The organism is Haloferax sp. S2CR25 (assembly GCF_031624535.1).
Lineage (GTDB): Archaea > Halobacteriota > Halobacteria > Halobacteriales > Haloferacaceae > Haloferax > Haloferax massiliensis.
In genome coordinates, this window is the sequence record NZ_JAMQOO010000001.1 from 811685 (window position 1) to 826028 (window position 14344).

Here is a 14344-nt window from a genome sequence, read left to right on the forward strand (position 1 = left end):
GCGCGAGCCGCTTACCCGAAGTTCTCGACCTTCGCGGCGTCGGCGTCGCCGCCGGCGGTCTCGACGGCGTCGGTCGCGTTCTCGACGAAGTCGGCGAAGCCGTAGACGAACACCTGTTCGCCCTCGTCGCCGGTGAGCGCGTCGGCGACGGCGTCGGCGAGGTCGGACTCGTCGCCGGTGACGACGACGCTCGCGCCGTCGTCGCGGAGCGCGGAGAGTCGTTCCTCGTGCGCGGGCGCGTCGTCGAGATAGACCACGGCGGCCTCGTTGCCGTCGGCGACCGCGGCCTCGGCGATGCCGACCGCGGGGCCGACGCCGGGCCCGCCCGCGAGGACGACCACGCGCGACTCGCCGTCGTAGTAGCTCCGCCCGAACGGCCCGGAAATCTCGACGTCGTCGCCGGCGACGAGCGAGTCGAGGTGCCGGCTGAACGGCCCGGCCTCCTCGGGGTCGATGCCGACGGTCACCTCGAAGGTGTCGCCGACGCCGGGCGACGACAGCGTGTAGAACCGCGCGTACGACTCGCCGTCGACCTCGGCGGAGAGCTTGACGAACTGGCCCGGCTCGGCCTCGAAGCCGTCCGGCGTCTCGAACTCGATGGCGACCGTGCCGGGACCGACGTCGCTGACCGCGGCGACGGTGACGATTGCGTCCATGCCTCCGGGTTGGTCGCAGGCTCACAAGGGCCTTGCCTTCCCGGACGCGCGCGCCGGGGGCGGGGCGAACCGCGTGAGCCGCCCGAACGGTGTGAACCGGAAATAATTGTCACGAGAGGGCGAAACACACCATGATTGGACATTCGTTCAGTAAAATGCCGCCCACACACCGTTTGGATAGACAAATGGGGCTCAATAGCGATATATAAACTTGTTCGTGAGGTTTCTATCGGTTATCAGTACCGACGTTTAACACCAATTTTCAGAAGGCTTTTGACCCGGCTATGGGTAGATTTCACCCAGCATGCCTGCGGACTTCAACTGGGCCATCGGCGGCGAGGCTGGCGATGGCATAGACTCCACGGGGAAGATTTTCGCTCAGGCACTCTCCCGGGCTGGACGCCACGTGTTCACCTCTAAGGACTTCGCTTCGCGAATCCGGGGCGGATACACGGCGTACAAGGTTCGGACTGCCATCGACCCCGTGCAGAGCGTCGTCGACAGACTCGACGTGCTCATCGCGCTCACACAACGAACAATCGACGAGAACCTCGACGAACTACACGAGGGCTCCGTCATCATCTACGACGGCGACCGCTCCACCATGGCGGACGTCGAAATCCCCGAGGGAATGGTCGGGCTGGACATCCCCCTCAAGGCGCTCGCCGAGGAGGCGGGCGGCGCAATCATGCGCAACGTCGTCGCGCTCGGCGCGGCGTGCGCCGTCGCGGACTTCCCCATCGAGAACCTCGACAGCGCGCTCCAGAAGCGCTTCGGCGGGAAGGGCGAGGCCATCGTCGAGAACAACAAGAAGGCGGCTCGCGCGGGACTCGAATACGTCCACGACGAGTACGACGTCGAGTTCGACTACGACCTCGAAACGACCGACGAGGACTACGTGCTCATCAACGGCGACCAGGCCATCGGCATGGGCGCCATCGCCGCCGGCTGTCGCTTCTACGCCGGCTACCCCATCACGCCCGCGACTGACGTGATGGAGTACCTCACCGGCCGCATCGAACGCTACGGCGGGCACGTCGTGCAGGCGGAAGACGAGCTCGCGGCCATCAACCTCGCGCTCGGTGCGGCGCGCGCCGGCGCGCGGTCGATGACCGCCACGTCCGGTCCGGGTATCGACCTGATGACCGAGACGTTCGGACTCGTCGCCACCTCCGAGACGCCGCTCGTCATCGTCGACGTGATGCGCTCGGGTCCCTCGACGGGGATGCCGACCAAGCAGGAACAGGGCGACCTCAACATGATGCTCTACGGCGGCCACGGCGAGATTCCGCGGTTCGTCGTCGCGCCGACGAGCATCGACGAGTGCTTCTGGAAGACCGTCGAGGCGTTCAACTTCGCCGAGAAGTACCAGGTTCCGGTGTACGTCGCCGCCGACCTCGCGATGGCGGTCACGGAACAGACGTTCTCCCCCGAGACGTTCGACATGGACGAAGTCGAAATCGACCGCGGCAAGGTCGTCGACGACGACTCCATCGACGAGTGGCTCGACGAGGAAGGTCGCTTCCAGCCGCACGCGCTCACCGACGACGGCGTCAGCCCGCGCGCGTTCCCCGGTACGGAACAGGGCGCGCACATGTCGACGGGGCTCGAACACGACGAGCTCGGTCGGCGGACCGAAGACCGGTCGATGCGCGTCGAGCAGGTCGACAAGCGCGACCGGAAGGTTGAGACCGCAAAGGAGACGGAAGACTTCTCGCCGCGCGAGTTCGGTGACGCCGACTCCGACACGCTCATCCTCTCGTGGGGCTCCAACGAGGGCGCGCTCATCGAGGCGCTCGACTTCCTCGAAGAAGACGGCATCGACGTTCGGTTCCTGTCGGTTCCGTACATGTTCCCGCGGCCGGACCTCACCGAGGAAATCGAGGCGGCAGACGAGGTCATCGTCGTCGAGTGTAACGCGACGGGGCAGTTCGCCAACGTCGTCGAGCACGACACATTGACCCGTGTCAAGCGCATTAACAAATACGACGGCGTCCGCTTCAAGGCGGACGAACTCGCAGACGAAATCAAAGCCACCCTCGACGCAGAGGAGGTCTCAGCATGAGCTCAAACGTCCGCTTCACCGACTTCAAGTCAGACAAACAACCGACCTGGTGTCCCGGCTGTGGGGACTTCGGGACGATGAACGGCATCATGAAAGCCCTCGCCAACTCCGGCACCGACCCCGACAACACGTTCATGGTCGCCGGTATCGGCTGTTCCGGGAAAATCGGGACGTACATGCACTCGTACGCCATCCACGGCGTCCACGGGCGCTCGCTCCCGGTCGCCGCCGGCGTCAAGCTGGCGAACCCCGACCTGACCGTCGTCGCCGCCGGCGGCGACGGTGACGGCTACTCCATCGGCGCGGGCCACTTCATCCACGCCGTCCGCCGCAACGTGGACATGGCCTACACCGTCATGGACAACCGCATCTACGGTCTCACCAAGGGACAGGCCTCGCCGACCTCGCGCGAGGACTTCGAGACCTCGACGACCCCCGAAGGGCCCCAGCAGCCCCCGGTCAACCCGCTCGCGCTGTCGCTGGCCGCCGGCGGCACGTTCATCGCGCAGTCGTTCGCGACGGACCACAAGCGCCACGCGGAAATCGTCCAAGAAGCCATCGAGCACGACGGCTTCGGCTTCGTGAACGTGTTCAGTCCCTGTGTCACGTTCAACGACGTGGACACCTACGACTACTTCCGCGACAACCTCGTTGACCTCGCGGACACCGACCACGACCCGACCGACTACGACGCGGCCAAAGAGAAGATTCTCGACTCGTCGAAGGAGTACGAGGGCATCATCTACAAGGACGAGAGCTCCGTCTCCTACGAGGAGAAGTTCGGCGTCGACCAGAACATGTCGGACATCCCGTCGGGCGCGCCCGACGACGCGATGGACCTCGTCCGCGAGTTCTACTAACGACGACCGCCGAACTCGCGGTCGACGCCGCGCCGCCCGCTCACCGAACTTCGACCGTTCTTTCGACCGTCCCCGGATGCTCGACAGCGCCCGCGAGCGCCGCGACCGCCTCGGTCTCGTCCACGTCGGCCCCGTGGACCGCGACGACGACCACCACGTCGCCGTCGTGTTCGACGGTCGCGAGGTGGAGTCGCACCTCGGCCGTCCCGCCCCCGTAGGAGACCGTCTCGCCGTCGACGGCGGTCTCGCCGGGTTCGACCTCGACCGTCCCCGCGTAGGTGACGAGTTCCGTCTCCGACCCGAGCATCGTGACGTTCCGCGCGCCGACCTCGCGGACGCCGGTGACCTCGGGGACGTTCCCGAGCGCCTGCGCGTCGGCCAGCGCGTCGAGACCGGTAGCGACGAATTCGCGGTTGCCGAGGTTCGAAAGCGGGTTGACCGACTGCCCGGCGACCTCGGCGTTCGGCGACGAGACGACTACGAGGGCCGCGATATCGTCGTCGTCGGTCGTCTTCGAGTATCCGGACACCCAGACCTCCGCGCCGACAGAGCGGGAGGCGGGCCCGACGCCCACGTCGTAGGAAAGCGGGACGGCGGTGCTGTTGCCGTGGACGTAGCCGTGTGCCTCGTAGGCCGACGCGGGAATCGTCGCGGGCTGGGCCGCGAACGTGGTCGAACCGCCCACCCCGCCGAGGCAACCGGCGAGGGCGACGACGAGCGCGAGCGCGAGGGCTGTGCGTGGTTGAGGCATACCCTCTAGAGGCGCGCAGAGAGCATGACCGTCTCGCCGCTGGGAAAAAGAGCCGACCGACCGAGTCGGTCCGAGCGGGACCGAGCGGGTCCGGCCGACCGGGCTGACCGAACCGCTACCGGGAGCCCCGCCGACCCGCTCGTTACTCCACCGTCTCGATGTTGAGTCGGTAGCGCGTCCCGCAATCGAGACACCGCGCGTCGTCGGACTCGATGAGTTCCGTCACCAGCACCTCGCCGAACTCGCAGTTCGGACACTCGTAGACGAGCGAGTCACCCGCGATGCGGTGTGCGAACGCGTTCGTGTTCTCTTCTGTCAACGGCTCTGATGCGGACGACATTCCAGACCACCGTACAGATATGCTACCACACACCACATAAAATATCCGCCGCCGAGCGTCGGTCGGCGTCGAGTGACGAACGTCCGAGACCCCGTGTGACATACTCTCAGGCCGTGAAAGCCGGAAATTCGTCCGCCCTTTCGGAACGCCTTTTCAACTCGCGGCCCACCACTCACCCATGACGGAGAACCCCACCTCAGTAGACGACACACCGCGAGCGAACGGGATGCCGATGCTCGGCCTCGGGACGTGGCAGAACACGGACGCCGACGAGTGTCGCAACGCGGTGCAGACGGCGCTGGAGATGGGCTACCGCCACATCGACACCGCCCAAGCGTACGGAAACGAGGCGGAGGTCGGCGCGGGCATCGCCGCCGCCGACGTCGACCGCGACGACGTGTTCCTCGCGACGAAAGTGTGGATTGACGAGCTCTCTTACGACGACGTCATCGAGAGCACCGAAGCGAGCCTCGAAAAGCTCGGCGTCGACTACGTCGACCTCCTGTACGTCCACTGGCCGTCCCGCGAGTACGACGCCGAAGAGACCCTCGCGGCGTTCGACGAACTCGTCGAACGGGGGCTGACGGAACGCGTCGGCATCTCCAACTTCGAACCCGAACAGCTCCGCGAGGCCGTCGAACTGTCCGAGTCCGGCGTCTTCGCCAACCAAATCGAGATGCATCCGCTCCTCCAACAGGAGGAACTCCGCGAGGTCTGCGCCGAGGCGGACATCGAACTCGTCGCGTACTCGCCGCTGGCCCGCGGGGCTGTGTTCGACGTCGACGTGCTGTCCGATATCGCCGAGAAGCACGACGCGAGCGAGGCCCAGGTGTCGCTGGCGTGGCTCCGCGAGAAGGGCGTCACCGCGATTCCGAAGGCGACGAGCGAGGGACACATCCGCGACAACTGGGAGTCGCTCGCGCTCGAACTCGACGACGAAGACGTCGCGGCCATCGACGCCATCGAGACCGAAGAGCGCCGCATCGACCCCGATTTCGCGCCCTGGTAAGCGACCGAAACCGCGTTTTTCCGGTTCGACGCTCGATTCGCAGTTCGGAGCCGCAACGGATTTGTCGAACGAGCCCCGACAGAATTTCATGGAGTTCGACCTCCCCAAGACAGTCGCGTTGCTCGTCGCGCTCGTCGTCGTCGGAACCGCGGCCCTCGTCGGAATGGACGCGATGGCCACCAGTACGGTCCTGATGATGGTGACCCCCGCGATGCTCGTCTTCGGGGCCGTCTGTCTCGCCCTCGGCGTCAAACACGGCGAGTACCGAGCGTCGAACTAACGACACGGCACGGAGGGAGAAAGCGGAACGGAAGGACCTCAGCTCTCGTTTTCTCGCGGCGCATCGACCACGTCGTCCAGCGTCTCGTCCGAGACGCTCGCCGAGATGCGGACGCCCACGACGCTCACGACGATACCGGCGACGATGAACATCGCCAGCCGCTGGACCGGCGTGAGCGCGAGTCGCCCGAGGAGTTCGAGGTTCGCCAACTCGCCCTGTCGTTCGAGGAGGAAGCCGGCGAAGCCGCGGACGACCAGCCCGATGGCGACGACGCCGAACGGGAGGTTCATGTACGACGTGGAGACGCGCTCGCTCCCGATGAGTTCGTCCAAGAGGCGACCCGCGCTCGCGGTCAGCGCGGCGAGCGCCAGCCACGGGACGCTGTGGTAGACGAACAGGAGCGACGGGACGAGCACTTCCTCGCTCCCGCCGACGCCGGGCGTCCGAATGGAGAGCGCGCCGAGGAACAGCCCGACGATGGCCAATCCCGCGGCGACCGCGTAGGTGACGACCGACACCTGCCCGGAGTAGAGGGCGTCGCGAATCTGGTCGGGGGCGTCCGAGAGGAACTCGTCGATGGCTAGCCCCTTGTAGAGGAGCACCGCGCCCATCAGGGCGGCGAGGCCGGCCAGCGCGACCTCAGGCGTGAACTGGACGAGAAGTAGCGGGACGAGAAGCAGACCGACGCCGAGCGGGACGAGTATCGTCGAACGAAGCTCCTCGTCGCCGAGGAACTGCTTGAGCAGGTAGTACGTCGACTCGATGTCGTGGGCCTGCCGGACGACCACGCGGTCGACCGCGTCGACCCGGAGCCTGCTTTCGACGACGGGGACGAGTCGCTCGTCTTCCGCGCTGTCGATGACGATGACCGCGGACTCGACGTCGTACCGCTCGACGAGGTCGTCGAGCTGTCGCGCGACGGCGCGGTCGGCCCCGACGGCGCTGTCGTTCGTCCCCGAGACGACCGCGATTTCGGCGTCCTCGCGGTCGTCTCTGAGCTCGCGCGTCGTCCGCAGCGCCGCGAGAAGGCAGTTGACGCTCGAATCCTCGGGGTCCGCGAGCCCCACGTCCGTCACGAGCGACCTGACGGCTTCCCAGCCGACGACGGGCGTCGAGAGCCCGGACTTCCGGCCGATGTCGTTCGCCCGGTCGACACAGAGGACGAGCGTTGTCACGTGGCAGACGAACGCGGGCGCGGGCTAAAAAGCCTCCCAGTCGTCAGAACCGAAACGAGAAGCCGTCGTCGGAGTCGACCGACGAGGCGAGGCCCGCGCCGAAGGCGTACGCCGCCCCCTCGACGCCGCCGCGGAGGCGGTCCGCGAGGCCGACCTCGGGGGTGAACTCCTCGACCGACACCCCGTCGCGGCCGAGGAGTTCGGCGAGTCGGTCCTCCACGTCGTCGCGGGTACCCAGCGAGTCGACCAGCCCGAGTTCGCGGGCCTCCTCGCCGAGGTAGACGCGGGCTTCCGTGTCGCGGACGACCTGCGGGTCCATGTCGCGACCCTCGGCCACGCGCTCGACGAAGTCGTCGTAGTAGTCGTCGATGAGCCCCTGCAGGTACTCGCGTTCGTCCTCGGTCGGCTCCTTGAGCGCCATCCCGGCGTCCTTGTACTTCCCCGCGGCGAACCGCTCGTAGGAGAGGCCGAGTTTGTCGGCCAACTCCGAGGCGTTGACCGACGAGCCGATAACGCCGATTGAGCCGACGACGCTCACGTCGTGGGACCACAGTTCGTCGCAGCCGCTGGCGATCCAGTAGCCGCCCGAGGCGCAGGTGTCGGTGGCGTAGGCGACCGTCGGCCCGTCGAAGTCGGCGACGGCCCGACGGATGTCGTCGCTCGGCAGCACCTCGCCGCCGGGCGTGTTCAGTCTGACGAGCAGCGCGTCGACGTTCTCGTCGTCGGCCGCGGCGTCAATCTGTTCGACGATGTCGTCGGCGGGCGTGCCGCCGCCGCGACCCGGAACCGGCCCGCCGCCGCCGTCGCGGGATATCGGCCCTTCGACGGCGACTTCGGCCACGTCGTAGTCGGGGAACGCCGAGGCGGCGAGCCTGCCGCCGACGCGGAGCGCGGCGACGACGACTCCGACGACCAAGAGAAGCCCCGCGAGGTCCGCGAGCGTGTCGGGGACGCTGTAGAACAGAATCCAGCCGACCGCCGCCGCGACGACGGCGAACACGACCACGATGGTCAGCCGGTAGATGCGCGTGAAGCTATCGGTCACGGTGAATCACTCATGGCTGTCGCTGGGGCTTCGAACGGGATAAAAATGATACGTCGCAAGCGCGACGAAGAGAGAGAAAGTGACCGAAGTTTAGAGCAGACCGGACTTCTGGAGCTTCATCAGGTCCTCGGTTTCGAGGGTCTCGCCCTCTTTGAACTTCTGGTAGATCTCCTCGGCCTCGGCCTTGGCGGCCTCGCGCTCCTCGGCGCGGGAGTCCTTGCGCTGGCGCTCTTCTTTCTTGTCCAGCTCGCGGAGGCGCTTCTGGACGCGGACGAAGTCCTCGTGGTGACGGTCGGCCGCTTCCTGGGCCTCGACGAAGAGCTCGTGCATCTCGTCGGCCTTGTCGCGGATGTCGTCGGCCTCGCGGTAGGCCTCGATCATCTGGTTGTGGTGTTCCTGGGCGTCGTCGGCCAGCTCGGTCACCTTCTGGTGGTGCTGGGACGCCTCGGAGCGGACCTCTTCTGCCTCTTCGATGAGTTCTTCGAGGTCACCGCTCTCTTCGACCTTGTCCTTTTTCTGGCGAAGCTCTTCGCGCTTGTTCTCGATCTTCTCGATGAGCTCGCGCTCGTCTTCGGTCGAGAGGACTTCGGTCTGCTGGCGGAATTCGAGTTGCTCGATCTCCTCTTTGAGCTCGTCGATGTCCTTGCCGTCGTCGAGCTCGAGGTCGCTTTTCATCTCGTCGACCTCGTCGAACAGCTCGTTGGCCTTCGCGTTGAGCTCGTTGCGGCTCTGCTTGTGTTCCTGCACCTGCGAGTTCATCTCGTCGCGCTTCTCGCGGTGCTTCTGGGCTTCGTCGACCTTCTCGCGAGTCTTCGCGTTGAGGTCGTCGCGCTTGGACGCGCGCTCAGAAGCCATCTGGTTTAGTTCATTGCGGCGGTCACGGAGTTGACCGGCGAGTTTGATGAGTTCGCCTTTCGAGCCGCTCTCGAGCTTTTCGTCTGGGAGATCGATGTTTCGTGCCTCGTCGAGTTCCTGCACGTCGAACTCGCTAAGTACTTCCTGCTTCGTTACCATGCGTAATCAATCCTCGATACCATCACCACTCCGTGCGTGGCGGCTGCTCGTGGGAGTGCGACCGACCGTGGATAAGAATTCCCGATCATTCTGCGTGCGATGCCGCCGGAACGCCGGAGGCGCTCAGGTACATACACATACAGGCGACCAGTTAATAAATACTTCGGTGGAAATTCGGGTGAAAACAGTTACCACACCGCTCGTATCGACCGTATTCACTATGTTAGTCTTTGCCATGGCCATATATAAAGGGGATGCGAACCGTGGGGGCTAAACCGAGTCGGGTCGGATGCCACGCCATGAGAGAGGTCATTCGCGCACGCGGCCACGAACACGTGCGCGCCGAACACGCGAGCACGTTCGAGGTGACGACAGACGACTGGCTCACCCCCGCGGGCGACTGCATCATCGGCGTCGAGGCCGACCGCACGCCCGCCGACTTCGACTCGGCGTTCGTCGAGGCCTGCCAGTCCCGCGACGCGACTATCAACGTGCACGTCCGCGTGGGCGCGGGCGACGACGCCCACGAGCAGACCGTCAGCGCCCGCGGGCACCCGGACCTCACGTTCGAGGGCGACCGCAGCATCGTCTTCCGCACGAGCGACTACGTGGACGACCGGACGGGTGCGGTCGGCGCGGCACACGCCGCGGCCGGCTTCGACCGCGACCTCGTCTCGGCGCTCGCCGACGGCGCGGAACTGACCGTCACCATCGAAGTCGAGTAACTCCGCGCCCGCGACGGACCGACGCGAGACGACCGACGGCGTGGGCTTTTCACCGCGCGGTCGTAACCTCCGGACATGTCCGACGAACCCTCCGAGAACATCAGCGGCGGCGCGAGCGGTGGCGGCCGAGAGACGGCGTTCGACCCCGCCGACCCCGAGACCGCGACGCGCGCCGAGGTCGTCGTCGACCGGCTCGGCGAGCGCTACTGGCGGAAGGCCTACGGCGGGCAGGGCGGCTTCGAGTGTCTCGTCCGAACCATCCTGAGCCAGAACACGAGCGACAAGGCGAGCCAGCCGGCCCACGACGAACTCATGGCGCAGTACGGCGGCGGCGACCTCGCCGAGTCGCTGGCGGCGGCCGACCGCGAGGGCATCGTCGAGGCCATCCGCTCCGGCGGGCTCTACAACCAGAAGTCGAAGCTCATCCAAGGGGTCGCAGAGGAGGTGCTGGCCGACTTCGGGAGCGAGGCCGACTTCGACCGCTACGTCCGCGAGGAAGACCCCGCGACGGTCCGCGACCGCCTCTTGGAGATGAAGGGCGTCGGTCCCAAGACGGCCGACTGCGTCCTCCTCTTCGCGGGCGGTCGCGGCGGCGTCTTCCCCGTCGATACGCACGTCCACCGCATCGCTCGGCGAATCGGACTCGCGCCCGCCGACGCCGACCACGAAGGCGTTCGGGCGGCGCTCGAACGCGATATCCCCGACGAGAAATGCGGCTTCGGCCACACCGCGATGATTCAGTTCGGCCGCGAGTTCTGCAAGGCACGGAAGCCCGCGTGTCTCGACGGCCCCGAGGCGTGCCCGATGGCCGACGTGTGCGAGATGGTCGGCGTCGACGCGGCGGCGCAGTCCGTCACCGACCCCGCGGCCGCGGACGACTGACTAACAGGACTTCGTTTCGAGCCCGCTCACCGGCGAGCCGTCGTCCTCGTAGCTCGATTCGACGCCCGAGTCGGCGAACATCGGGAGATTCATCGAGTAGTCGTAGACGACGCTGAACCGCGAGAAGGGGTTCGAGAGGAACGCCGCGGCGGGGCCGACGCCGTCGAACGCGACGCCCGCCCGGAGTTGGACGATGGAGTCGTTGCCGACGGAGCCGCTGGCTTCCATCCCGAAGCCGCCCTCGCCGCCGAGGTTCTCGAAGACGGAGAGGAAGACCACGAGGTCGATGCCCGCGCCCTCGCCGCCGATGTCGAACTGGTGGCCTTCGCCGGGGAAACACGGCGAAGTCGGACCGGTCGCGGCGGCCGCGGCGGCGACCGGAGCGGTCGCGACGACGAGAATCACGGCGAGCGTCAGGGGCGCGCGGGTCGCGGCGTTCATACCGTCGCCTCCGGCGCGCTGCTAATTAAGGATACGCCGCGATTCTCAGGCGTGATACCGCGTGTCGAAGCGAAACGAGGCGGCGGGCGCGGCTCGGTACGACGCGTGCGACCAGCGCGGCGCGGCCCGGTGCCTGCGGTTACTCCTCGCCGTCGAGTTGCCGGATAAGTTCGTCGAGGACGGCGTCCGCGCTGGCGAGGTTGGTCGCCAGCGGCGTCTGGTGAACGTCGCAGATGCGGAGCAGCGCGCTGATGTCCGGCTCGTGGGGCTGGGCGGTCAGCGGGTCGCGGAGGAAGATGACGCCGTCGCAGGTCTCGCTGGCAATCTCCGCGCCGATCTGCATGTCGCCGCCGAGCGGCCCGGACTGCTTGCGCTCGATGTCGAGCCCCGTGGCGTCGATGAGTCGCTGACCGGTCGTGCCCGTCGCCATGAGCTCGAAGCGTTCGAGGTCGGCCTGCCGCTCCTCGGCGAACGAGATGAGGTCCGGCTTCTTCTCGTCGTGCGCGATAAGTGCGAGACGCATGGCAACCACTCGTTCGAGAGTCCTGATTAATGTTCGCCAATCGAAGTTCGTTCGCGGGGTTGACTACGCGCTAAACCGACCGACGAGTTCGCGTCCGTCGCCGCCCACGTAGACGAGTTCGACAGTCTCGCCGCTCGCAACGTCGAACGAAATCGAATCGCCCCGTGCTACGGGTCCGTCTTCTCCCGACAGCGACGCCCACGACTGTTCGGTCTCACCGACGACCACAATCATCTCACCCGCCGAAAACGAGTCACCGCCGGCGTGCGCTATCGTCGCCGTGCCGTCGCTGACGCCGAATTGGAACGACACGGACGGGGCGGGACCAACCTGCTCTCCCGCGCTGAGTACGAAGGTACCTAACACCGCCGCGAGAACCACTGCGCCAACGATGGCGAAGACAATTCCGACGAGGACGATAGCGATGATAACGGGGATGTCACTCCCGTCTGGTTTGCGGTTGAGAACGTTCATCGAGGTTCTATCGGCTCGCTGGTATTTATACTAGGCAGACAGGATAGCTGCCGAACGGGAAACGCGGTCCGTTACTTGAAGCGGAACGTTTCGAGGTTCTTCGGCGCGAACGTCCGCATGTTGTAGTCGTGGTAGAGCGCCGACGAGAGGTCCTGCACGGAGCGCTCGTCACCGTGGACGCACAGCACCTTCTCCGGGCGGGGGTTCATCGTCTTGACGAAGTTTTCGAGGCCCTGCCGGTCGGCGTGACCGGAGAAGCCGTCGACCGTCTCGACGTCCATCTTGAGCTTCAGTGTGTCCGACCGGCCCATGCCGTCGCGGCCGTTGACGGGAATCTCGTCCCAGCCGTTCTGGATGCGGCGGCCGAGCGTTCCCTGCGCCTGGTAGCCGACGAAGACCAGTCGGGACTTCGGGTCGGGGCCGACGTGGCGGAGCCACGACATGATGGGGCCGCCGGTGACCATCCCGGAGGTCGAGAGGATGATGGCCTGCTCGCCGTCGGCGACGTCCTGGCGCTCCTCTTCGCCGCCGTCGATGTGGTTGAACTCCTCGGCGAGGAACGGGTTTTCGTCCTCGTGGAAGATGCGGTCGCGGAGGTCGTCGCGGAGGTACTCGGGGTAGGTCGTGTGGATGGCCGTCGCCTCCCAGATCATCCCGTCGAGGTGGACGGGCATCTCCGGAATCTTGCCCGAGCGCATCGCCTCTTCGAGGACGAGCATAATCTCCTGGGAGCGACCGACGGCGAACGCCGGGATGACGACCTTGCCGCCGCGGTCGTACGTCTCGTTTATGACCTCGATGAGGCGCTTTTCGGAGTCCTGCTGGTCGGTCTGGTAGTCGTTGCGGCCGCCGTAAGTCGATTCGAGGACGAGCGTCTCCACGCGCGGGAAGTCGTTGACCGCGCCGTTGAACAGGCGGGTGTCCTCGTAGTGGATGTCGCCGGAGAACGCGACGTTGTAGAGGCCGTCGCCGATGTGGAAGTGCGAGACGGCGGAGCCGAGGATGTGACCCGCGTTGTGGAAGGTGAGCTTCACGTCGGGCGCGATGTCGGTCACGTCGCCGTACTCCAGCGGGATGGTGTGCTTGATGGCCTCGCGGACCATCTCGGACTCGTACGGCGGGGTGCGGCCTTCCTTCGAGGCGACGTCGAGGTAGTCGAGCGTGAGCAGACCCATGAGGTCGCGGGTCGGCTCGGTCGTGTAGATGGGGCCGTCGTAGCCGTACTTGAACAGAAGCGGGATGAGCGCCGAGTGGTCGAGGTGGGCGTGGGTGAGAACGACCGCGTCGAGAGAGTTCGCGCCCGACCCGAGCGCCTCGGGGACCTGCAGATACGGCACGTCGTCGGAGCCGGGCTTGTCGCCGCAGTCGACGAGGATGCGGGTCTCTGGCGTCGAGACGATAAAGGAGGCGCGGCCGACCTCGCGGCAGCAGCCGAGCGTCGTGATGCGGACCCACTCGTCGTCCGAGAGCTGTTCGCGGTGAATCTGCCGGCCGGTCCGTTCGAGGACGCGGCGGCGGTCCTCGCGTTCCTGCTTCAGGAAGTTGCGGACGTTCGAGACCGTCGAGGACTCGATGGGCGGCGTGCGGACGACTTCGGGCGTCCAGCCGACTTTCTGCGTGATTTCGCGGAGCGTCGAGCCGTGGCGACCGATGACCATCCCCGGCTTCTCGGCCTCGATGACGACTTCGCCGGTGTCGATGTGGAAGTCGAGGTCGGTGACGCCGGCCTCCTCGGGGATGACGCTCAGAATCTTGGGTTCGGCCTCGCGGGGGTCCGACAGCACGTCCGGGTCCGGGCGAACCGTGATCCGCTTTCGGAGCTTACTCGCGAGTTTCCGGATGAGGTCGCCGTTCTGAGCGAACTTCTTCGGGTCGCGCGTGTAGACGACGAGTTCGGGACCCTCGTACTTGACGTCGGAAACCGAGATGTCGCGGGGGAGTTCGTTCGTAATCTCTGCCTTCAGATTCTCGAGTTGTTTATCTACGGAGCTCATAGTTACGAGCGACCCGTCCGGTCCTGCGCCGGCAGGTCTCGGGAACCCCTACCTCAGGAGCGTCGACGCGAGCCGGTTCACGTGTACGAGTGCCAGTCTCGGCCGACTGC

Annotated in this window: 16 protein-coding genes; 6 read left to right on the top strand and 10 right to left on the bottom strand. The window is 66.2% G+C overall.

Going from position 1 to position 14344, the window contains the following annotated elements; genetic code table 11:
* Positions 1-11: 11 nt before the first annotated feature.
* Positions 12-656 (bottom strand): FAD-dependent oxidoreductase, encoded by a 645-nt coding sequence (locus tag NDI65_RS04275; protein WP_310893424.1) that lies wholly within the window; start codon positions 654-656, stop codon positions 12-14.
* 304 nt (positions 657-960) lie between these two features.
* On the opposite strand from NDI65_RS04275, the gene NDI65_RS04280 reads away from it, so the two are divergent.
* Positions 961-2721 carry a 2-oxoacid:acceptor oxidoreductase subunit alpha gene (locus NDI65_RS04280; RefSeq protein ID WP_089778788.1) on the top strand — a complete coding sequence of 587 codons (1761 nt, stop codon included), beginning with the start codon at positions 961-963 and terminating at the stop codon, positions 2719-2721.
* On the top strand, positions 2718-3581 hold the full coding sequence (locus NDI65_RS04285) for a 2-oxoacid:ferredoxin oxidoreductase subunit beta (RefSeq protein ID WP_008573370.1): 864 nt from the start codon (positions 2718-2720) through the stop codon (positions 3579-3581). Before NDI65_RS04280 ends, NDI65_RS04285 begins: the two co-directional genes overlap by 4 nt.
* Before the next feature lie 40 nt (positions 3582-3621).
* On the opposite strand, the gene NDI65_RS04290 is transcribed toward NDI65_RS04285, so the two are convergent.
* Together NDI65_RS04290 and NDI65_RS04295 are read right to left on the bottom strand one after the other, a co-directional pair.
* Positions 3622-4332: a DUF6517 family protein gene (locus tag NDI65_RS04290; protein WP_089778792.1), complete on the bottom strand. Its 711-nt coding sequence runs from the start codon at positions 4330-4332 to the stop codon at positions 3622-3624.
* A 142-nt stretch (positions 4333-4474) separates the two neighbouring features.
* Complete coding sequence (locus NDI65_RS04295) at positions 4475-4672, bottom strand: hypothetical protein (RefSeq protein ID WP_042663541.1); 198 nt, start codon at positions 4670-4672, stop codon at positions 4475-4477.
* Between the two features lie 226 nt (positions 4673-4898).
* Here NDI65_RS04295 and NDI65_RS04300 point away from each other — a divergent pair, with 226 nt between their 5' ends.
* A complete protein-coding gene (locus NDI65_RS04300) occupies positions 4899-5681 on the top strand; it encodes an aldo/keto reductase (protein WP_089779912.1) in 783 nt (260 codons plus the stop codon).
* Positions 5682-5769: 88 nt separating this feature from the next.
* Complete coding sequence (locus NDI65_RS04305) at positions 5770-5961, top strand: hypothetical protein (RefSeq protein ID WP_042663539.1); 192 nt, start codon at positions 5770-5772, stop codon at positions 5959-5961.
* A 38-nt stretch (positions 5962-5999) separates the two neighbouring features.
* Here the strand turns inward: NDI65_RS04305 and NDI65_RS04310 are convergent, their stop codons facing one another.
* From NDI65_RS04310 to NDI65_RS04320, 3 genes are all read right to left on the bottom strand, one after another.
* Positions 6000-7136, bottom strand: coding sequence for a DUF373 family protein (locus NDI65_RS04310; protein WP_089778794.1), 1137 nt, complete (start codon positions 7134-7136; stop codon positions 6000-6002).
* 43 nt (positions 7137-7179) lie between these two features.
* A complete protein-coding gene (gene sppA / locus NDI65_RS04315) occupies positions 7180-8181 on the bottom strand; it encodes a signal peptide peptidase SppA (RefSeq protein WP_089778796.1) in 1002 nt (333 codons plus the stop codon).
* 90 nt (positions 8182-8271) lie between these two features.
* The gene (locus NDI65_RS04320) at positions 8272-9195 is read right to left on the bottom strand and encodes a coiled-coil protein (RefSeq protein ID WP_004064289.1); all 924 of its coding nucleotides are present in this window, start codon (positions 9193-9195) and stop codon (positions 8272-8274) included.
* Between the two features lie 299 nt (positions 9196-9494).
* Here NDI65_RS04320 and NDI65_RS04325 point away from each other — a divergent pair, with 299 nt between their 5' ends.
* Both NDI65_RS04325 and nth read left to right on the top strand, forming a co-directional pair.
* Complete coding sequence (locus NDI65_RS04325; protein WP_089778798.1) at positions 9495-9920, top strand: DUF371 domain-containing protein; 426 nt, start codon at positions 9495-9497, stop codon at positions 9918-9920.
* A 75-nt stretch (positions 9921-9995) separates the two neighbouring features.
* Positions 9996-10802, top strand: coding sequence for an endonuclease III (gene nth, locus NDI65_RS04330; RefSeq protein WP_089778800.1), 807 nt, complete (start codon positions 9996-9998; stop codon positions 10800-10802).
* Here the strand turns inward: nth and NDI65_RS04335 are convergent, their stop codons facing one another.
* The 4 genes from NDI65_RS04335 to NDI65_RS04350 form a co-directional block, all read right to left on the bottom strand.
* A complete protein-coding gene (locus tag NDI65_RS04335) occupies positions 10803-11243 on the bottom strand; it encodes a hypothetical protein (protein WP_089778802.1) in 441 nt (146 codons plus the stop codon).
* 139 nt (positions 11244-11382) lie between these two features.
* Positions 11383-11766, bottom strand: coding sequence for a methylglyoxal synthase (locus NDI65_RS04340; protein WP_004971138.1), 384 nt, complete (start codon positions 11764-11766; stop codon positions 11383-11385).
* Positions 11767-11829: 63 nt separating this feature from the next.
* On the bottom strand, positions 11830-12240 hold the full coding sequence (locus tag NDI65_RS04345) for a type IV pilin N-terminal domain-containing protein (protein WP_089778804.1): 411 nt from the start codon (positions 12238-12240) through the stop codon (positions 11830-11832).
* A gap of 71 nt (positions 12241-12311) precedes the next feature.
* Positions 12312-14234 (bottom strand): beta-CASP ribonuclease aCPSF1, encoded by a 1923-nt coding sequence (locus NDI65_RS04350; RefSeq protein WP_089778806.1) that lies wholly within the window; start codon positions 14232-14234, stop codon positions 12312-12314.
* Positions 14235-14344 lie beyond the last annotated feature (110 nt).

Bases quoted from the DNA above. Each gene is read 5' to 3' on its own strand.
- NDI65_RS04275 (WP_310893424.1), bottom strand. From the start codon at position 656: ATGGACGCAATCGTCACCGTCGCCGCGGTCAGCGACGTCGGTCCCGGC.
- NDI65_RS04280 (WP_089778788.1), top strand. From the start codon at position 961: ATGCCTGCGGACTTCAACTGGGCCATCGGCGGCGAGGCTGGCGATGGC.
- NDI65_RS04285 (WP_008573370.1), top strand. From the start codon at position 2,718: ATGAGCTCAAACGTCCGCTTCACCGACTTCAAGTCAGACAAACAACCG.
- NDI65_RS04290 (WP_089778792.1), bottom strand. From the start codon at position 4,332: ATGCCTCAACCACGCACAGCCCTCGCGCTCGCGCTCGTCGTCGCCCTC.
- NDI65_RS04295 (WP_042663541.1), bottom strand. From the start codon at position 4,672: ATGTCGTCCGCATCAGAGCCGTTGACAGAAGAGAACACGAACGCGTTC.
- NDI65_RS04300 (WP_089779912.1), top strand. From the start codon at position 4,899: ATGCCGATGCTCGGCCTCGGGACGTGGCAGAACACGGACGCCGACGAG.
- NDI65_RS04305 (WP_042663539.1), top strand. From the start codon at position 5,770: ATGGAGTTCGACCTCCCCAAGACAGTCGCGTTGCTCGTCGCGCTCGTC.
- NDI65_RS04320 (WP_004064289.1), bottom strand. From the start codon at position 9,195: ATGGTAACGAAGCAGGAAGTACTTAGCGAGTTCGACGTGCAGGAACTC.
- NDI65_RS04325 (WP_089778798.1), top strand. From the start codon at position 9,495: ATGAGAGAGGTCATTCGCGCACGCGGCCACGAACACGTGCGCGCCGAA.
- nth (WP_089778800.1), top strand. From the start codon at position 9,996: ATGTCCGACGAACCCTCCGAGAACATCAGCGGCGGCGCGAGCGGTGGC.
- NDI65_RS04335 (WP_089778802.1), bottom strand. From the start codon at position 11,243: ATGAACGCCGCGACCCGCGCGCCCCTGACGCTCGCCGTGATTCTCGTC.
- NDI65_RS04340 (WP_004971138.1), bottom strand. From the start codon at position 11,766: ATGCGTCTCGCACTTATCGCGCACGACGAGAAGAAGCCGGACCTCATC.
- NDI65_RS04345 (WP_089778804.1), bottom strand. From the start codon at position 12,240: ATGAACGTTCTCAACCGCAAACCAGACGGGAGTGACATCCCCGTTATC.
- NDI65_RS04350 (WP_089778806.1), bottom strand. From the start codon at position 14,234: ATGAGCTCCGTAGATAAACAACTCGAGAATCTGAAGGCAGAGATTACG.